Raw genomic sequence first — 17,366 nt, forward strand, 5'->3', positions numbered from 1 at the left:
GCCGGACTACTGTGTATCGAGTAGCCGTACCGGATGTGCGGGCCGGCGCGTGAGGAGTGCGTCGAGTTGCTCGAGACACGACGTCCCGCTGGCGACGACAGTACGGTCCGCGGTGTCTTCTGTTGTGAATTCATCGACGAGCGTCTCGCCGACGTCCACGCTGAGCTCGTAGTACTCGGACTTGTAGCCGAAGCTTCCAGCCATCCCGCAACACTCCACGTCCGAGGTCGTCACGTCGAACCCGCAGTCTTCGAGCACCGCCACCGTGTACGGTTCGAGATCGAGCGTCCGCTGCTGGCAGTGGCTGTGGTAGGCGATCCGCTCGTCGTCGCCGCCAGGGAGTACATCGATATCCCCCCCGTTCTCCAGCAGGCCGTAGACGTACTCCATGAGTTCGTAGCTCTGCTCGTGCAGCGCGGCGTAGTCGTCTTCCGGAAGGAGCCGTTCGTACTCGCGGTGGAACATCGCAAGATCTGACGGCTCGATGACGACGACATCGTGACCTGCCGCGATGGCGGGCGCGAGCGCGTCGTAGACGGCATCGGCGTTGGACTGGGCCGTCGACACCATCCCCTGTGAGAGCGGGGCGCGCCCGCTCTCGCCTGCGGGCGGAACGTCGACGCGGATGTCGAGCGCTTCGAGGACGCGGACGGCCGCCTTCCCGCGCTCCGTGCGCACGTAGTTCGTGTACGCGTCGGGGTAGAGTGCGACCTGTCGGCGTGCCTCGTCGCGACCGACGTGTGGCCCCCGCTTCTCGAACCACTCCACGAGTGATTCACGTTCGAACTCCGGGAGTTCACGGCGGCTGTCGACGCCGAGAGTTCGCTCCAGCAGCGAGCGCGCGGGACCGGTCCGTGCGGCCCAGTTCGAGAGCGGTGCGAACGCCGACCCGAGTTTCGCCAGGGTGTCGAAGTTCCCGAACAGCCGTTTCTGGAGGTCGACCCCACCGGGCTCCTCGTCCGGGGTGAGCCCCTCCACGAGGAAGTCGAAGTCGCCGTCCTCCCCGCGATTGATGCGGTCTCGGACGACCGTGTTGATCCACGGGATGTCGATGTTCACCGGACACTGGTTCACACACCGACTACAACCCGTACAGAGGTCGTTGAACTCGGCGGCACTGTCCTCGCCGTGGACGCCGGCCTCCCAGCCGGTGGCGATGCCGCCGGAGTACGTCTCGCCACCGAAGGCGTGGCCGCCGACGTGCTGGAAGTTCGCACAGGAGTTCGCACACGCCGAACACCGGATGCAGTACAGCGTCTCGCGGAGCTGATCGTCCTCGCGCATCTCCATCCGCCCGTTGTCGATGAGCACGAGGTGGAACTCGCGGTCGTCGCCGGATTCGAGTTCGTTCCCGCCGAAGGTGGGGGAGTCACTAGGCGGGGTGAACAGCGAGATGTAGGAGGTAATGTCCTGGCCGGTCCCGGATCGCCCGATCAGTTCGACGAACGGTTGGAGATCCTCGACACTCGGGACGAGTTTCTCGACACCCGCGACTGCGACGTGGGTGTCCGTCGCCTGCACGCACTTGCGGGCATTCCCCTCACTCGTGACCAGCGCGAGCGTGCCGGTGTCCGCGGTGACGAAGTTCGCGCCCGTCATCCCGACCTCGGCGTCCAAGATCTTCTCGCCGAGGTACTCGCGAGCGAATCGCGTCAGCTCCTCGGCAGTCTCCAAGGGCTCTTCGGGATCGAACACCTCGTTGAACAGGGCTGCGATCTCCTCGCGGGACTTGTGGATCGCCGGGGCGACGATGTGTGAGGGAGCCTCGTCGGCGACTTGGAGGACGAACTCTGCGAGGTCGGTCTCCCAGACGTCCCCGTCGCGTGCCTCGAGCGACTCGTTGACCTCGATCTCCTCGCTCGTCATCGACTTCGACTTCACCACGTCGCGGCCGTCGACGACCTCCTCGATGTATCGGTTCGCGTCGGCGGCGTCGTCGGCGACGTAGACGCTGCCGCCGTTGGCTTCGACGGCCTCGGTGACTTGGTCGACCAGTTCAGGGAGGCGTTCGATAGCGTCTTCCTTGATGGCACGAGCCTCGTTTTTCAACTCGTCGTAGTCATCGAGATTCGCGGTGGACTCGTACCGGCCCTCGTTGAAGACCTGGGTGTTCTCGTGAACGGCGTCGCCCTCGGTGTCGAGGAGATGGCGGATGCGCTCGGCCTTCTGCCGGCGGGTGTCGGCGCTCATCTACTTGTCCTCCAGGAGTACGACCGTCACATCCATCGGGCCGTGAGCGCCCGTCACGAGCGAGCCCATGTCCGCGGTTGCGCTCGGCCCCGTCGCGATGATGGACTGTCCGACGCCGTTCCGGATATCCTCGGCGAGCTGGTCGAACGTCGCGTCCATGTCCGGCAGCACGTCGCTGGCGGCGACGACGGCGACGTGTTCGTCCGCATAGAGACTCACCGGCTCCTCGCCGTCGGTACCGCCCTGGATGATCACCGAGCCGTAGTCGGCGATACCGTAGCCGGCAGCAGTGACGCCGGTCGCCGCGGCCTCGAGGTCCGCGATCGACGGATCGGTATCGACGCTGTCCGGCAGCGAGACGGTCTCGAAGGGGAGTGAGGTGCCGACCGTAGGTGCGTCGAGCAGGGGTGAAAGCGTCGACGCGAACTCGTCGGCCGTGGTTCGCACGAGTTCGACGCCGATCTCGTCGAGCGACGACTCGAAGGTCGCAATTGCCTCAGCTGACATGTTCCCCAATATTGAACCAACAGTTAATGGATGTTTCCTCTCCGGCCTAAACATCTCCTCTCTTTCGTTATGAATATCCGCCGGCCGTATCTGCAGGTATATCTCATATAGAAAGTAAATCACATATGGCTGGTTGTTCGATGGACCAATAGTGGAGAGATCCAACCATGCCTGATGTTCTCACACTAGCTCTCGTCGGCGTCGTCCCGATCGGCGTCGCGTTCGTACTGCTCGCTGGGTTCCGGTGGTCCGCCGCTCGCGCAATGGGTGTCGGGTGGCTGCTCGCGGCCGGAATCGGACTCACGTACTGGAGCATGGAGCCCACCTGGTTGGTAGCGTCGGCCGTCTACGGCGCGCTGCAGGCCGTCGACATCATCCTCATCGTCTTCGGTGCGATCCTCCTGATGAACTACTTGGAGGGCAGTGGCGCTATTGCTACGATCAGGTGGTACTTCGGGCAGATCGAAGGAGACCGGCGCATCCAGGTGCTGCTCATCGGTCTCGGATTCATGACCATCATCGAAGGTGCAGCCGGGTTCGGGACACCGGGAGCACTCGCCGCACCACTGTTCATCGGCCTCGGATTCCCCCCATTGGCCGCTGCGGTGTTCGGGCTCTACTTCAACGCCCCGAACCCGCCGTTCGGTGCCGCCGGCACGCCTGTCATCGGCGGCACCGGTGCCGTCATCAACCCAGCGCTGTCCGGGTCGGTGAGTGTATCCGAGTTCCTCTCGATGGTCTCTGCGTGGACTGGCGTCATCACGGGACTGACGTACGTGTTCTGGGGACTGCTCGGCGTGTTCTTCCTGACGTACTGGTTCGGGAGCGGTGACGGTGAACGCAGCATTGGAGCCGCCATGCGTAGTACTCTCCCCATCGCGCCGTTCGCGCTCGTACTCGGCGTCGTCACTGGTGGCACACAGCTGGTAATCGCGTGGTTCGTCGGGCCTGCACTCCCCGATATCGCCGCGGGGTTCGTGGTGCTCGGCATCGGTCTCCTGCTCGCAAACAACGATATCCTCATCCCTGATGACCAGTGGGATTTCCCCGAGGAATCGACATGGAGCGACACGTGGCTCGGCGGCCTCGATCTTGACGAGGTGTCCCGTGATCAACCCAAACAGGAGATGTCCGTGCTGTTGGCGTGGACACCGTATCTGCTCGTTGCGCTCGCACTGCTCGTCACGCGGTGGCCGGACCTCACCGTCGCCGGCGTCGCTGTCCTTGACTGGATCCAGAGTTTCTCCGTCGGTCTCGATTCGATCCTCGGTACTGAACTTGGATACACCCTTCAGTACCTCTATCTTCCCGGAACGATGCCGTTCATCCCCATCGCGATTCTCACTGGCTTCCTTCACAAGATGGACACCACACAGATGGGGGCAGCGTGGCGACGGTCGATCCAGCAGATCGCTCCGGCCGCCCTCACGCTCATTATCGCCGTCTCGATGACGCAGATAATGATTCAGTCGCAGACGAACACCGCCGATCTCCTCGGCATGATGGAGGCCCTCAGCCGCGCGCTCGCGATGGGCGCCGGCGGTCTACTCCCGCTCATCTCGCCGTGGATCGGCGCTATCGGCTCGTTTATGACGGGGAGCAACACGTCCTCGAACATCCTCTTCAGCGTACTCCAGTACAACGCCGCCGAGACGGTCGGCGTCTCCCGGGTGATCGCCGTCAGCCTGCAGAACGTCGGCGGCGGCCTCGGAAACATGGTCTCGGTGTTGAATGTGGCCGCTATCTGTGGTGTCGTTGGAATCACTGGGCGTGAAGGCGACCTCCTGCGGAAAGCGATCATCCCAATGGCGCTGTTCGCCGTATTCGCCGGCCTGTTCGGGATGCTACTGACGTACGTTCTGGTCCCCGGCCTGTTCTGACCCCGGTCGACAACGTACCGGGGCTCCGCTGCTTCCGGTATAGAAGCGAGATATACGAATAGATCGGCCCGTACTCGCCGGCGCGGTCGTCGTCGTTCATACGACGAGCTGGTGGCTGGCCTCATCGTAGGCGAGTGCGGCTTGCGCGACGGCGAGATTCTGCCGCGTCGTGCGCCATGCGGTGAGATCGTCCCAGCCCTCCGTCTCGTCGGCGTCGAGTTGCTGGGCAAGTTCCTCCGGTGACACCACGTCGTAGCGGTCCTCGTAGCGCCGGATTTCGGCCTTCATGTCCTGGATGCTGTCGAGCAACTCCGGCCGATCGACTTCTTCACGCAGCTCACGGATCCGGGACATCAACACCCGGTCGCTGTTTCGCTTGTACAGCGTCGTTTGGCCGTCCGGTTCCGTCTCGGCGAACCCTGTGTTCACCAGCGTCTTGCAGTGGCGACGTGCCGTCGGCTCGCTCACGAGGGCGCGGTCGGCGATCTCGGCCGCCGACTGCCCGTCGTGGGTCTGTTCGACGATTTCGTACACCCGCTCGAACGGTGTCGTGTCGTCTTTCCAGTCCGCCTTGACCTGTTCGTTGACGTCGTCCCACGTCTCGGTCATACTGGATGCTACGTATTACGTGCGCAAATAGTTTTCTGAGGAAATTATTCTTTCTCCCCAACGGTTGTGGCTGCGCGCGCAGCGAAGTCCTCGTGAGCACAGCGACGAGGGCACGTGAGACGAGCGAGGCGAGTCTCACGGAGCGAGCACGGAGCGGAGGGTGGGGCGGTGGGGCTTGGGCCGGTCCGGGGTCCAGCAAAATGAGGGCCGCTGTTCTCCCAACAAATTACCCTGCTGGCAAATATCGTTTTGAACACCGTGAATACCCGGTAGAAGCGCAACTATTGGTGGGGAAGGAGACTCTGAGAATTCTTTGACGTCCTCCCATTCCTGAAGGAGTGTGCTTTGGGGAGGTGTTAACCAACAAATCCGTGATTTCCCGTTTGTGCTGTTGGTTAAAACCACGACAGTGATTCTGAAGTTCGAAGGCCAATACCGCCCTACTCCACGACAGAAAGCAACGTGTCACGATGATTCCGGACTGTCTCAACCGTCACCCCTGCCGCCGCCGCAGCGGCAGCTTGCGTCAACGGCGCATCGTGGGCACACGCCGCCATGTACAGGCAGGCGGCAGCGAATCCCGCTGGATGTACGCCAGTCGTGACGCCGGCGTCGACGGCCTGCGCAGCAAGCGTCTCCGCCCGACGTCGAACGACGTCGGTACAGCCGAGCTCGGAGGCGAGCCGTGGGACGAACTGTGTCGGACGTACTGGCGGCGTTGGGAGGCCCAGCTCCTCGTTGAGCACGGTGTAGGCGTTCTCGACACGATCCTGTGGAACCTGTGCCATCGGCGCCACGTCGGCGAGGAGCCACGATTGTCCGTTGCACCGACAGGCGCCGAAGACGCTCGCGGCGGCCATCGCCTCGATAGACCGACCTTTGAGGAGTCGTTCGTTCTGTGCCGTCCGGAACAGCTGGCACGCCTGGTCACGTACTGAATCCGCGAGCCCGAGTGCACTCGCGATCCGCCGGATCTCCGTGAGGCCGTGCCCGAGGTTGCGCTCCTGCTTTGATCGCCAGCGTCCCCGGGACTGCTCGCGACGCATCCGAGCAAGGCGCCGACGCTTCTGGCTCGAGGTATCAGTATCTGTCGCGCCTCGTCCGGTACCGATCACCGTCGATAGTCCGCGGTCGTGCCGTGCTGGAGTGAGTGGTGCCCCTGTTCGCTTTGCCGTATCGTCGTCGTCGCCGTACCACTCCGGTCCGTGGTCGATCGACTGTTCGTCGATGACGAGTCCGCAATCTGCACACACCGTTTCGGCTGAATTCGTTCGTACCGGACCCCTACACTCGGGACACGGCTCAGTTGAACCACGCTGGACATCTTCGTCGAACGCACGCTCGTAGGGTTCACTCGTCGTCATCGGTCTCACCTGATCGAGGTCACGCCAGTTCGGCGCGCCCCGCACCCCTCGTGGGGGAAACAAACCTGGTCGCGCACCCCTTGCCGCGGTTTGAGGGATAAATCTCAGACCCGATCTCGAGGTCGTGGCTGCGCGCGCAGCGACGGTAGGAGCGAGCACGGAGCGGAGGGTGGGGCGGCGGGGTCAGGGTCGGTCCGGCACACAGCAAAAAAAGAAGGCTGCTCCGACTGGCTATGCGTCCCACCACCGGCCGCGCTCCGGGAAGTGGATGATGCTCCACCCCGTCACAGCCACCGAGATCCGGCCCTCGTACCAGTTCGTGGCCGCTTCGTGGATGCGCACCGTCTCGCCTTCCTCGATCCACGGCGCGTCCGATGCTTTCCAGATCGTCACCTTCGTTTGTCCGCTCTCGTCCGCGATCAGCCCGACTTGCTGGATGGCCGGCGAATCACTGTCCCAGAGCGTCTCCACACGACCTTCGATCGTGACCGTGCCGCGATCGACGTCCTCCAGAGCGTCGATGGGCACGGTACCCCCCGGGGCCGTCTGTAACTCCTCGAACACCCGCACGACCGCACTCGTCATGTCCGTGCCGTCGACGACCGCTTCGGCCAGGCGTCGACTGACCGCCGCACGCGACCAGCCATCCACCCGCGTCGCGAGTCGGTCTGCCTCCGTGTTCACCGTCGCCAGTTCATCCTGGGAGAGCTCCGCTCGGGGATCATCCCGTTCGGGGTCGGCCATCGGGTCCACGCTCGCGGCACGCTTCTGGAACTCCCGCCGGCGCTGCTTGCTCCCTTGCGCGACGACCTCCCGCGTGCGCTGCTCCCGACCGTCCTGCGTGCCCAGCTCGGCCTGGGCACTGATGCGCTCCAGTTCGGCTTCCCGCGCCTGAATGCGCTCCTCCTGTTCGAGGGTGACACCGTGAATCCGGTCCTCGCTCGCGTCCGCGATCCCGTCCGGGTGGTTCGCATCCACCTTCGCCTGTGTCTCCTGCTCGACCGTGGCCTCGAACTCCGGCGTCTCGTCGACGACCGGGAAGCCGTCTTCATCGACCGTCTGACCGCCCGCTTTCTCGAATGCCTGTTCATCGACCGAAACGACCTTTCCGCTAGCGTTGTTACTAGACATTGGAATCACTTACAGGGTGATTTCCACGAAGGCGCTCACGCGCCGACACCGCGATGCTGCTACATCGCGGTTTTCCGACGACAACGACCGACAGAACCATCTGCGCGCTCTCGCTCGCGCCTTCGCGAGCGCCCTACCGGGCGCGAGCGAGAGCGCGCCTGCATGAGGTGGCCCCAACCAGCACCGCGCGCCGACCCGCCCGGAGCGAGCGACCAGCGGAGAAAGCGTGGGGGGTGAGCAGCCACGCCGCGCAGCCCCCCGCGCTTTCCCGCTGGCGTCGAGGGCACATGCACTTTAGCCCGGCAGGACCCGCACCTACTGGAGCGGAAGCCCGCCCGGAATGGTCGGTCGCGAGCGACGCGGAGGGCGGAACGCGGCGAGCGGTGCGAGCCGTTGAGTACCACACCAGCCAGCCGAGAGAAACTACTGCCGGCTCAATAAACCGCAGCTGAGTCGTTCGGTCAACTGCCGAATTTCCGGCCAAACAACGCCCAAGAAGAGCAGTACTGGAAGCGCTAGCGGCTTGAAAAGCGAGCGACCAGCGGATCGACATCCACTCCGCGGACACGGAGCGTCCGCTCGCTGGTGTCACGACGACACCACGGCGGCACCTTGCGGGTCTGTGCGCTATTCGTTGGGCCCCACTGCGGCCCCCTCGACGGGGGACCACTGGTGGTCGTCCCACTGGAACCGCACGGGCCGTGCCGTCGGCCTGACCGCGGTGTTCGTCGCCTGTTCGAGCAGCGTTCGCGACGCGACGAGGTCGGCGTGCCCCTCGAAGCCACACGGACACCGCAGCGTCTCGCGATGCCGGCGGGTCTGCTCGCGCTCCCCGCACTCCGGACACGTCTGGGACGTCCACGCTTCAGAGAGCGACGCCACCTCGATGCCGTACTCCTCGCAGACGTTCGCGAGTTGATCGAGACACTGCCGATGCGCCCAGAACGTGCGGGCTTTGAGGTTCGCCTCGACCGACCAGTACTCGCCGAGGACGCCGGTGAGGTCGCCGTGATAGATGGTTTCGACGCCGTCGTCGTGAAGTCGCTCGACCAGATCACGAAGCAGCGCGTTCACGGCGTGGTCGCGCCGGTGGGACCGCTTCCGGTAGAGCCGCTGGATCCGCGTGCTGGTCTGCTGTCCATCCGGCAGCTTGGCTTTGGCGTCGGCGATGCGCTCGGTCGTTTCGCGGAACTGCCGGAACGGCTCTTGGCCGCTGTACCAGTACTGGTCGCCGGCCGTCGTCGTACACGCCACGAGGACGTTCGCGCCGATATCGAGCGCGGCGGCGTCCGTCCCCGTCGGCGTCGCCTGCTCGTTCTCGGGGACCGTCACCGGCTGGTGAGCCCGGTACGTCTCGTCGACGTCGTCGTAGGTGAGGTGAAGGCGGCCCTGCTCGCCCTGCCAATGCGGGTCGCCTTGGACCGCAACCTGGAGCCGTTCGAACCGACTGAAACCGTACTCGTCTTTGAGCTGGCTGCCGATGGGGACCTCCAGCCGGGAGCGCTCGCCCCAGCAGATCGTGTAGGCGTCGTTGCGGATGTAGGTCCGCAGGTCGCGCCCGTCGGCTTGGTTCCCCCAGTAGCCGGGTGGACTGACCTCCTGGTCGGCCTCCTCGACCGTCTCGAAGAACGACCGCCAAGCGGCGTCGTTGACGCGGGTTATCTGCTGGGTCGTCGCCGACCCCAACACATCGACGTACTCGTCGTAGTAGTTCTCACAATCCCAGACACTCTCGCCGGCGAAGAACTGCTGCCGGCGGGCATAGGTCAGCTGGTTCCAGAGGCTCGCTGATGCATCGAGGAGCCGCCGAAGGACGGCCTCGTCTTGTTCTGACTGCGGGACGACCTCGAAGGTGTTGGTCCGTCTCATCGCTCTGACTCACCCCACATTCGCGGCACGTAGCCGAGGTGTTCGACGTCGTCCGCGTAGTCCCGAAGAAGCCCGATCAGGACGATTTCCGGAACACCGTTTTCGGCCTGTTCGACTAACCACTCCTCCAGTTCGACTTCGGCAGCCTCGATCTCGTTCAGTTCGACCGACATCGATCATCGCGCCACTTGCTGACGGTACACCTGTCGCTGGTGGTAACACATCTCGAATCACCTGTGCTGTGCAGGCACGACCGAACGCGCCTGCACCCTTCGCAGGCGCTCAAAAACACCACCGCACTACGCAGTCAGAATGAGGTATCGAAGAACCATTGTAACACTTGGCTCGGGGCGATAAGTGCAGGAGAACTATTGACTGAGGCAGAAAATAGTTATCAACAGGCAGAACATATTAACAGACAATGGACTCATATCTCAAATTCACTCTCATTGCTTTAGCGAGCATACTGATTGGGATTCCGTTATGGACAGCCATCTTTGCTCCCGAACAACTGTCCGTCACAATATTCACGGAATTAGGATTCTGGATACCAGCAGTGATTGGAATGGCTCTTCTGCTGTTCGGATTTTGGGCTGGCCAGCGAATGGACATTACTTAGTTCTGCATTTCTACTTACCAGCTGATTCGGTGATTTCTACGACGAAAATAACCATTTCGTGCGCAATTCTTTGGCACCTTTATCAGAGCCCTCTCAGTCGGGGGGTGAGCAGCCCCGCCGCGCAACCCCGCGCGCTTACCCGCTGGCGCCGAGGGCACATGCACTTTAGCCCGGAACGGGCGCGGGCGGTGCGGAGAGCGCCCGCACGCCCGGAATGGTCGGTCGCGAGCGACGCGGAGGGCGGCAGCGGCGAGCGGGGCGGGCCGCTACGTACACACCTGTTCAGCCGGCTACGTCGCTCGGTGAGGCATCTACAGTCCTGGTGGACTCAGAAAGGGCGAGGTCGCCTCGACCGTCCCCCGACCCCGCAAGCACCGCAGGCACGAGGCGCGCAGCGGCGGTCGCGGGACGTCGAGCGGCCGAGGGCTTTCATCGATGAGTGGTGAACCGTCTATTACGCTGCATTCGTGCGATTTGCTCTGGACCAACACGGTGTTTGCAGGGGCAAAATGCCACTTCGTCTATCCCCAGTCCAATCCAGACCGTAAAATCACGAAAACGGTCGATATGACCTTTGTACCCCCAGAATGTACGTGTTACTGAACGATGCGATTAACGTACTCGAATCATAACCGGGTGATGTTCAGATGAGTGACCTGCTTGATGCCGCCGAGGGCGCTATCGCGCTAGTGTGCGGGGGATTCATTTTCCTCCTGTTCGGGAGCGCTCTGGGTACGACGGGGTTGACCGATCTCAGCTTCTGGGGGATTGTCTACGTCCTCGTCGGTATCGTTGTCCTCGTAACGGCCGCTGCAGCTGCAGCCGGTGCCGTCATCTCGGAGGTTGTATGACACTACGCTCACTTCTCGTCGACCTCGTCTCGACGAATGACCGAAAGGAGGTTCCAGATGAGCAGATCCTGAACGTCCTCCGTGAGAACGACCGTATCGCGATGGGAACGCAGGATATCGCCGATGCAGTAGATATGTCTCGACAGGGCGTCGAGAACCGATTAGACGAGCTCGAACTCGAGAATCGAGTCCAGTCACAGAAAATTGGCAGCGTTCTCGTTTGGGATCTGCATCCAGATGAACGGCGAGACGTAGTTCCGCCTGAAATCGACCGCCTTGTTCACGCCTTCGACCAAATCCGAGATCAATTTGCGATGACGCGCCGATTGGGAATGTACATTCTCCTCACCGGTTTCGCCATCATCTTCACGAGCTTGAGCACGGCACTCGCTGCAACGCCGGTTGATCCCTTCGCAGAGATGCTCCTCGTGTGGGGATACGGAATCGCTGCAGGTGGGGGTGCAGCGTGGTTCGTCGGAGGTGGAACACAGCTTGCGACGATTGTTACTGAACACGTCGTCTATTGGCGGTTGACTGGAGAATCACTACGTACATGGAAAGAAGCCGATGCTGCAGCATCCAGCCAACGTGGTCAGATCGATGGTCGCCTCATCGTTGGCCTCTTTGTGCTCGTGCTCATCGGCGGCGCACTCGTTGGTGCTGCAAGTGACCTTCAAGCGGGGTTAGCTGCATCTTCTGCGTTTTCGTGGTTCGAAGCGACGGTTGTCGCTGGTCTATTTTTGGTCGCCCTTGTAGCGATGGTACTTGGAATCGAATAAGGGGGAGATGCTGAGCGACCACAAATCCTCGTAAGATGCGTCTCCTTCCGTCCCTATCCCTCAGCTACGACTCGAAACCAGGTCCTCAATGAACCGGAACCCGTTCACGTACGTCACCGAGTCACCGTACCCCTCACTCGCGAGTACGGTTTCGGCCCCCTCGCCGGCCGCGATATCGGTCGTGTAGATGTACACCTCGGTCGCCGTCCCCGCGCTGAGGTGTTGTGCAGCCAGGGCGGCGAGGGCGGCGTCGGCACACTCGACTTCGTCGGCAGGGCGGTCGTCGGCGTTCGCGATGTACCGCTGGACGCCGTCCATCACCCGCGAGACGACCGGCTCGGAGAACTCCAACGGTGACGCAACCGTCGCCCAGCCCTCGTCGATCGCGGTGTCGATAGGTGGTGCCTCGACGTCGAGGTCGTCGACGGTCAGCTCCTCGTACACCCGTTCGGGCAGGACGAAGGTGACGTCGTTCCGGCGAGCGAACCGCCGAACAGCCTGGTAGCGGCTGTTCGAGGGCTGCCCCATCGCGACGAACAGGCCGGCGTCGGCGATGTGGAGCCGGCTCACGCGTCGTCAGCGCCGTCGCTGTCGATGTCCAACTCGTCGAGTCCTGCCCCAGCCTCCTCGATGTCGTAGTGCTCGTGGACGACGGGCCGGAGCGCCTGCAAGATCATCTCCGCAGCCAGTGGCGAGATGTCCAGATCCTCAGCCATCAGCCGGTGGGTTACCTCGCCACGCTCCCGAGCAACCGCGTAGGTGAGCGCGGTCGCGAGGCCGGCGACGCCGTGCCGGTCGATGTACGTGTCGATGTCGGCGTCCGTCTCGCGGCGGCCGACGGCGTCGATGAGCGCCGGCGTGATCGTGTACTCGCGGTCGCCGGCAGCCGTCGTCACTGTCAGGTCGATCTTTCGGGCGGCGTACCGGCGGGGCTGCTCGTCGTCGGTGACGTCGACGACGCCGGCATCGACGAGCCGATTGACGTAGCTGTAGGCCGTCCCTTGGGCGAGTTCGAGGTCGTCCATCACGTCCTGGACGGTCGCTTCTCCCTCCCGAGCGAGGTACGCGTACAGCTGGGCGAGCTGTGGCTCCTCGAGGAGGTCGGCGACCGAGAGGAAATCCTGGACGATGTCGCCGTCGGCGCGATTTGAAGTGCGTGACACGGGTCGTTCTTGATTACAGTTTACAGCGAAACAGTAAAGAGTGTTTGGGTCACTCCGCCGGCGTCGCGACGAGATGCTCTTCGAGGTCGCGCGTCCAGAACGTCGCGAGCCCACCCGGGCTACAGCGGGCGCACAGCTGTATCGGGCCTTCCAGGTGCCCCAGTTCGACCCGGAACCGGGTCAGTGCTGCGAGCGTGTCGACGACTAGTCCACAGCCGTCACAGGCGACGTGATCGCGCTCGTCGGGATCCGGCTCCGTCTGGATCGCGCAGTCGACGCAGATCGGGTGAGTGACCCGCTCGTCTTGCCCCCAGGTGTGGGCCTCGCCAGTCTCGGTACCGGGCGGGGCATCGCAGAACGCACAGCCGACGAGGGTCTGCTGCATCACTCGTCCTCCCCGTCGGCGTCGCGGCCGGCCGTCCAGCCACGGTGGTAGACGGCCAGCTGCGTCGTCGAGTCGAACGCGGCGCCGCTGGGTTCGTGAACCAGAACGCGGTTTTCAGGAACCGGAGTGACGACGTCCGCGTCGACGAGGTCGTTGACCAGGCGCTGGGCCGTCGGGTCGTCGACGTCCGCCGTGTCGACGCTGGTGGCGTCGCGGTCCTGGGCAAGCTGTTCCTTCTCGAATCGTTCGTAGTCGCGACTCGTGTCGTCGTGCGGATCGGGACCAGGCATGGTGATCACGCAGCACTCATGGTCGCGCGCTGCACGCCTCCCGGCGCCGATAAACAGCAAGAGTGGCCAGCGTCAGTCAGGTCGCGGATCGCGATAGCCGATGACGGCGACGTCGTCGATGAACAGGACGCCCTTCATGAAGTCGAGCTTGGTCAGGCTGTGCTGGTAGAGATTATGCCGGCCAAGGTAGTTCACCGGCACCACCAGAGAGCCGAACTCGATCTTCGGCCGGCGGTCCTTCTGGGTGCGGTGCCCCTTCTGGAACTTGAGGAGGTCGTCGCTGACGTTCTTCCGCTCGCTTTTCTCGACCTCGATGGCGATGCGGGCGTCGGCGTCGTAGAGGTCGACGCTGTAGTTAAACCCCTGATGCGACCAGAGCTTGCAGTTCGGGTTGTAGCCGCCGGCGGCGTCCCCTTCGTACTCGTACTGCGAGAGCCCGTCGGCGATCGCGGTATCGAAGCCGCCGACCTCTGTGTGCTTCGTCGAGCCGTCGAAGACGCTTGCTGGGACGGCCTCGACGGCCGACCGAATCGACGCCAGCGCATCATCCGGAAACGCCTCGGACGAGGTTTGGGTACGGCGCTCGCTCAGTTTGGTGACCTCCTCGACGACGACCATACTCACTCTCGACGAACAGTGGCCCGATAAAACCCGTCGCGACGGCCGTTCGAGCCCACCGGCCGCAAGGATTCACTCACTCGAGGAGGCGGGCGGTGGGTGGGGGCGAGGGAGTGGATCCAGCCCCAGCGTTAACCAACACTGTGTCGGTATCGATTCGGAATGTTGGTTAAGACTATCCGCTACGGCGTTCGGAGCTCTCGAACTGGCTTCACGACGAAGGTGTCTGGCTCGCTGGTTGCTCCTTCACCTAATCGCTCCGCCGCCGTCGACGCCGACCGCGAGAGCTGGGTGATGAGCTCGTCGCGAACGGTTCGTCGAGGGATGGTGGTCTCCTGCCAGCCCAGCCGGTCGTCGAAGTGCCGCTTCTGGAACTGCTCGCCGACGTCGTCGGCGGCGACGTACTGCGTCCGCGTCGACCGCCCGACCTGTCGGGAGATGAAGACGGCGCCCACGGTCTCGTGCGTGAGTTCGACGAGAGAACACTCCACGAGCGCGACGACAGACGCGTGATCCCGGTCGGTCGGAACCGTCATCTCGAGGTCCGCCCACGGCGCCTGACCGTCGGGGGTACTTGCTGCGTGATCCGCTGCTCGTTCCCTGCTGCGTTGTTCCGAAGCCATCGTCTATCGGGGGCACGTGATGCGCCCCGCTACCCCCTCGTGGGGGCGATAGACCCCACCGAAACGCACCCCGTCAAACTATGCGCTAATTCTGATACGTCCGTAGTTCCGCTACCTCTGTGATGGGCCCCTCGGCCTGAGAGAGCCGGCGGCCTTCGCACACTGCATATCGCCTCTTTCTTTGGACGAAAACCGCGATATGCAAGACAATATGACGCCCTCAAATCGGAGAAGAACTCCGTCGGGCCGATTTGAGGCGGTAGAAAATACCTCGACGAGTTCCGGAGTAATGCCGTAATCTCAAAAATTGCTCGACAGCAGGGTAACGAAGGTGATTACGGCCGTATCTGGATAACTTGGAACCGTTGCTTCACCTGGACTGAACCTCTCAAGACCCTCCGACTCGGCACTTCGAATTGTGGAATATCCCCGATTTCCTCGATTTCGGCCGTGTTAGACGCTGACAATTGCTCGACGGGGTTATAGTGGATCTGTTTCTACTACCTAGGAAATTCTTATAATTCATCTGTTTTGATGGGTTTCAGCTGACGTGCTGAACACGGGGCGCGTACCTTGCTTGATGTTCCATCTGATTGTCGCTGGATAGACGGCTGTGCAAATACTTACAGTTAATAAACCTCGAGAACCACTCCCTGGAAAATGGCGGAATTATTTATATTCACACTTTTCGCCACCATTGTCGCCATCTACAGCGTTCTACCGCGTTATCGACAGCTCCGAGTTACCTATACACTCTGGAACAAACCTTTTGCAGCCCTTCTCACAGCTCTCGGACTGACCGTTCTAGCGAGCTACGCCGGAAGCATCTACTTACAGAACACCGACAAAACCACACTTTGGAGCCTGACTACCTCTTACACACAATCCCCTATCGAAATCACTGCTCTCGAAATCGAATTCATCCAGTTAGCTGCGGCAATCACGATCATGGGCATATTCCTCGGAGTCTTCCTAAGCAAAAGCGTGCGTATTCGCAACGAACAAATGCTCTTATCCACACTTCGAGACCTCTACAACCGGGACGAATACGCTACGCTCGTGGAAGTGCTTCGGGACAACTATACACCCCTTATCGACCACCCGAAGAAACCCACTCCACCGAGTGAACAACAATGGCGAGACATCGATATTACAGTCACACACACCCTTATCGAGACTGAAGAAGAAGCAGAAGAACTCGATGACTCTTCGCCTTTGATCAAATATGTAGAGGAAGATAACGCAGAGCAAACTGCTCGTGAGCGTGTGCGAGACAGCTTTGAACTGAAGCGTCGGCAAGCAACATACTACCTCACAGCGCTACGGTACCGGCTTGCAGACTCGGCAGAAGGCGCCTCCAGTTACACAGAAACTCTGCTGTTGGACCCTGAATTCGGCGCTAAACACCCAATTCTTGACCCTGGGCTCGGGATTGACATCATCTTAGACACCGACCTCGACGGGTTTCGGCGTCGAGACGTTACGCACCAGTACCTCACAACGCTCCTTCGAGAAGAAAACAGCTTGCTGTATCAAGAAATCTCGAATAATATGTCGATGGACGGGATCTACCGATATCGAGTTGATCCCGATAATCGGTTGTTGCATGCGTTGTTCTCGGATTGCTCTCGTGCTGAGGAATTAGATGCGTACAAGCCGGTCGGGGATACGGCCAAAGAGATGCTGCGCGATCAGGGAACGAAGGACTACGATAAGTACAACGCTCAGCGGTTGACATCCGTGAATCGCTCGAAGGACTACGTGTTTAACGACCCGCTCTTCATCGCCATCAGTTTCTTTGATATTATGGTGCGTGAGGCGTTCTACCAGCGAATTGACTGGCATATGTGGTTGTATTATTACGAATCGATGACGCGCCTAATGTGCGAGAACTACGAGAATACGGAGGAAACTGATCCAGATAGCGAATGGCCGAACGACTACTCCCGATTAATGTATGAGATGATCAGTAACATGGGAGATTTACTCCGGATTATGGAGCGGCTGGTTAAAAACGACGAGTATGATGTGAAGGATGAGGATGGTGACTTTGACGAATTCATAGCGCTAGAATCGTATCGGCGTGATCGAGGTGGAACCATTCCTAAGTCGGCAGTAGAGATTATGTTGTCGTGTCACCAAGAGATTCTGACGACTGAAGAGATTCCACACCAGTTCAAGAAGTATATCACGGAAATCCTATTCACGAGGTGTAGCGACTTGAGAGAGTATGAAGAGGGATCATTGCCGTGGAAGTATAGTGAGTTCATGTTACGGCGTCTGGAGGCGATGATTGAGGGGCGCTCTGGGCCGGAATATCACCGGGAGCTAGAGTTAGTGTACAACGATGGAGTTCGTCACGAAATTGTTGCAAAGGGGGCTACTGGAGGGTGGATTGTGGATGAATTGGACGAGCTGATCCAATCGTCATAAGTTGTTGCTGAGGGTAGTGTTTCTATCATCGACTGTATGATTATAGGACTATACC

The 17,366-nt window shown here is 61.4% G+C and carries 17 protein-coding genes; 4 read left to right on the forward strand and 13 right to left on the reverse strand.

Features of this window, described 5'->3' with window-relative positions; translation table 11 throughout:
* Positions 1-6: 6 nt before the first annotated feature.
* The gene (locus HPS36_RS16235; protein ID WP_173231005.1) at positions 7-2,190 is read right to left on the reverse strand and encodes an LUD domain-containing protein; all 2,184 of its coding nucleotides are present in this window, start codon (positions 2,188-2,190) and stop codon (positions 7-9) included.
* Positions 2,191-2,697, reverse strand: a complete 507-nt coding sequence (locus tag HPS36_RS16240; RefSeq protein WP_173231006.1) for a LutC/YkgG family protein — start codon at positions 2,695-2,697, stop codon at positions 2,191-2,193.
* A gap of 167 nt (positions 2,698-2,864) precedes the next feature.
* Here HPS36_RS16240 and HPS36_RS16245 point away from each other — a divergent pair, with 167 nt between their 5' ends.
* Positions 2,865-4,577, forward strand: a complete 1,713-nt coding sequence (locus HPS36_RS16245) for an L-lactate permease (protein WP_173231007.1) — start codon at positions 2,865-2,867, stop codon at positions 4,575-4,577.
* A 96-nt stretch (positions 4,578-4,673) separates the two neighbouring features.
* Here HPS36_RS16245 and HPS36_RS16250 read toward each other — a convergent pair whose 3' ends face one another.
* From HPS36_RS16250 to HPS36_RS16270, 5 genes are all read right to left on the reverse strand, one after another.
* Positions 4,674-5,186, reverse strand: coding sequence for a winged helix-turn-helix domain-containing protein (locus tag HPS36_RS16250; protein WP_173231008.1), 513 nt, complete (start codon positions 5,184-5,186; stop codon positions 4,674-4,676).
* A 440-nt stretch (positions 5,187-5,626) separates the two neighbouring features.
* On the reverse strand, positions 5,627-6,550 hold the full coding sequence (locus HPS36_RS16255; protein WP_173231009.1) for a transcription initiation factor IIB: 924 nt from the start codon (positions 6,548-6,550) through the stop codon (positions 5,627-5,629).
* A 231-nt stretch (positions 6,551-6,781) separates the two neighbouring features.
* A complete protein-coding gene (locus HPS36_RS16260) occupies positions 6,782-7,681 on the reverse strand; it encodes a replication factor A (RefSeq protein ID WP_173231010.1) in 900 nt (299 codons plus the stop codon).
* A 627-nt stretch (positions 7,682-8,308) separates the two neighbouring features.
* Positions 8,309-9,550: an RNA-guided endonuclease InsQ/TnpB family protein gene (locus HPS36_RS16265; RefSeq protein ID WP_173231011.1), complete on the reverse strand. Its 1,242-nt coding sequence runs from the start codon at positions 9,548-9,550 to the stop codon at positions 8,309-8,311.
* Entirely contained in the window at positions 9,547-9,723 is a 177-nt protein-coding gene (locus HPS36_RS16270; RefSeq protein ID WP_173231012.1) for a hypothetical protein, read from the reverse strand. Before HPS36_RS16270 ends, HPS36_RS16265 begins: the two co-directional genes overlap by 4 nt.
* 1,093 nt (positions 9,724-10,816) lie before the next feature.
* Between HPS36_RS16270 and HPS36_RS16275 the strand changes: the two genes are divergently transcribed.
* Both HPS36_RS16275 and HPS36_RS16280 read left to right on the forward strand, forming a co-directional pair.
* On the forward strand, positions 10,817-11,020 hold the full coding sequence (locus HPS36_RS16275) for a hypothetical protein (RefSeq protein WP_173231013.1): 204 nt from the start codon (positions 10,817-10,819) through the stop codon (positions 11,018-11,020).
* Positions 11,017-11,799, forward strand: a complete 783-nt coding sequence (locus HPS36_RS16280; protein ID WP_173231014.1) for a winged helix-turn-helix domain-containing protein — start codon at positions 11,017-11,019, stop codon at positions 11,797-11,799. Before HPS36_RS16275 ends, HPS36_RS16280 begins: the two co-directional genes overlap by 4 nt.
* 60 nt (positions 11,800-11,859) lie before the next feature.
* Here HPS36_RS16280 and HPS36_RS16285 read toward each other — a convergent pair whose 3' ends face one another.
* From HPS36_RS16285 to HPS36_RS16310, 6 genes are all read right to left on the reverse strand, one after another.
* A complete protein-coding gene (locus HPS36_RS16285) occupies positions 11,860-12,369 on the reverse strand; it encodes a hypothetical protein (RefSeq protein ID WP_173231015.1) in 510 nt (169 codons plus the stop codon).
* Positions 12,366-12,962, reverse strand: a complete 597-nt coding sequence (locus HPS36_RS16290) for a DUF7437 domain-containing protein (RefSeq protein ID WP_173231016.1) — start codon at positions 12,960-12,962, stop codon at positions 12,366-12,368. Before HPS36_RS16290 ends, HPS36_RS16285 begins: the two co-directional genes overlap by 4 nt.
* Positions 12,963-13,011: 49 nt before the next feature.
* Complete coding sequence (locus tag HPS36_RS16295; protein WP_173231017.1) at positions 13,012-13,347, reverse strand: DUF7558 family protein; 336 nt, start codon at positions 13,345-13,347, stop codon at positions 13,012-13,014.
* Positions 13,347-13,637 carry a hypothetical protein gene (locus tag HPS36_RS16300; protein WP_173231018.1) on the reverse strand — a complete coding sequence of 97 codons (291 nt, stop codon included), beginning with the start codon at positions 13,635-13,637 and terminating at the stop codon, positions 13,347-13,349. The genes HPS36_RS16295 and HPS36_RS16300 overlap by 1 nt, the downstream gene beginning before the upstream one ends.
* A gap of 72 nt (positions 13,638-13,709) precedes the next feature.
* Positions 13,710-14,255 (reverse strand): hypothetical protein, encoded by a 546-nt coding sequence (locus HPS36_RS16305; RefSeq protein ID WP_173231019.1) that lies wholly within the window; start codon positions 14,253-14,255, stop codon positions 13,710-13,712.
* A 182-nt stretch (positions 14,256-14,437) separates the two neighbouring features.
* Positions 14,438-14,878, reverse strand: a complete 441-nt coding sequence (locus tag HPS36_RS16310) for a hypothetical protein (RefSeq protein ID WP_173231020.1) — start codon at positions 14,876-14,878, stop codon at positions 14,438-14,440.
* Positions 14,879-15,538: 660 nt separating this feature from the next.
* Between HPS36_RS16310 and HPS36_RS16315 the strand changes: the two genes are divergently transcribed.
* Complete coding sequence (locus HPS36_RS16315; RefSeq protein ID WP_173231021.1) at positions 15,539-17,311, forward strand: hypothetical protein; 1,773 nt, start codon at positions 15,539-15,541, stop codon at positions 17,309-17,311.
* The last annotated feature ends 55 nt before the right edge of the window (positions 17,312-17,366 follow it).

It is taken from the genome of Halorubrum salinarum, assembly GCF_013267195.1.
GTDB classification, from domain to species: Archaea; Halobacteriota; Halobacteria; order Halobacteriales; family Haloferacaceae; genus Halorubrum; species Halorubrum salinarum.

What these genes read in the sequence shown, in the direction of transcription:
- HPS36_RS16300 (WP_173231018.1), bottom strand. Translation starts at nt 13,637, where the DNA reads ATGCCTGGTCCCGATCCGCACGACGACACGAGTCGCGACTACGAACGA.
- HPS36_RS16315 (WP_173231021.1), top strand. Translation starts at nt 15,539, where the DNA reads ATGGCGGAATTATTTATATTCACACTTTTCGCCACCATTGTCGCCATC.
- HPS36_RS16260 (WP_173231010.1), bottom strand. Translation starts at nt 7,681, where the DNA reads ATGTCTAGTAACAACGCTAGCGGAAAGGTCGTTTCGGTCGATGAACAG.
- HPS36_RS16265 (WP_173231011.1), bottom strand. Translation starts at nt 9,550, where the DNA reads ATGAGACGGACCAACACCTTCGAGGTCGTCCCGCAGTCAGAACAAGAC.
- HPS36_RS16270 (WP_173231012.1), bottom strand. Translation starts at nt 9,723, where the DNA reads ATGTCGGTCGAACTGAACGAGATCGAGGCTGCCGAAGTCGAACTGGAG.
- HPS36_RS16275 (WP_173231013.1), top strand. Translation starts at nt 10,817, where the DNA reads ATGAGTGACCTGCTTGATGCCGCCGAGGGCGCTATCGCGCTAGTGTGC.
- HPS36_RS16295 (WP_173231017.1), bottom strand. Translation starts at nt 13,347, where the DNA reads ATGCAGCAGACCCTCGTCGGCTGTGCGTTCTGCGATGCCCCGCCCGGT.
- HPS36_RS16310 (WP_173231020.1), bottom strand. Translation starts at nt 14,878, where the DNA reads ATGGCTTCGGAACAACGCAGCAGGGAACGAGCAGCGGATCACGCAGCA.
- HPS36_RS16235 (WP_173231005.1), bottom strand. Translation starts at nt 2,190, where the DNA reads ATGAGCGCCGACACCCGCCGGCAGAAGGCCGAGCGCATCCGCCATCTC.
- HPS36_RS16240 (WP_173231006.1), bottom strand. Translation starts at nt 2,697, where the DNA reads ATGTCAGCTGAGGCAATTGCGACCTTCGAGTCGTCGCTCGACGAGATC.
- HPS36_RS16305 (WP_173231019.1), bottom strand. Translation starts at nt 14,255, where the DNA reads ATGGTCGTCGTCGAGGAGGTCACCAAACTGAGCGAGCGCCGTACCCAA.
- HPS36_RS16245 (WP_173231007.1), top strand. Translation starts at nt 2,865, where the DNA reads ATGCCTGATGTTCTCACACTAGCTCTCGTCGGCGTCGTCCCGATCGGC.
- HPS36_RS16255 (WP_173231009.1), bottom strand. Translation starts at nt 6,550, where the DNA reads ATGACGACGAGTGAACCCTACGAGCGTGCGTTCGACGAAGATGTCCAG.
- HPS36_RS16280 (WP_173231014.1), top strand. Translation starts at nt 11,017, where the DNA reads ATGACACTACGCTCACTTCTCGTCGACCTCGTCTCGACGAATGACCGA.
- HPS36_RS16250 (WP_173231008.1), bottom strand. Translation starts at nt 5,186, where the DNA reads ATGACCGAGACGTGGGACGACGTCAACGAACAGGTCAAGGCGGACTGG.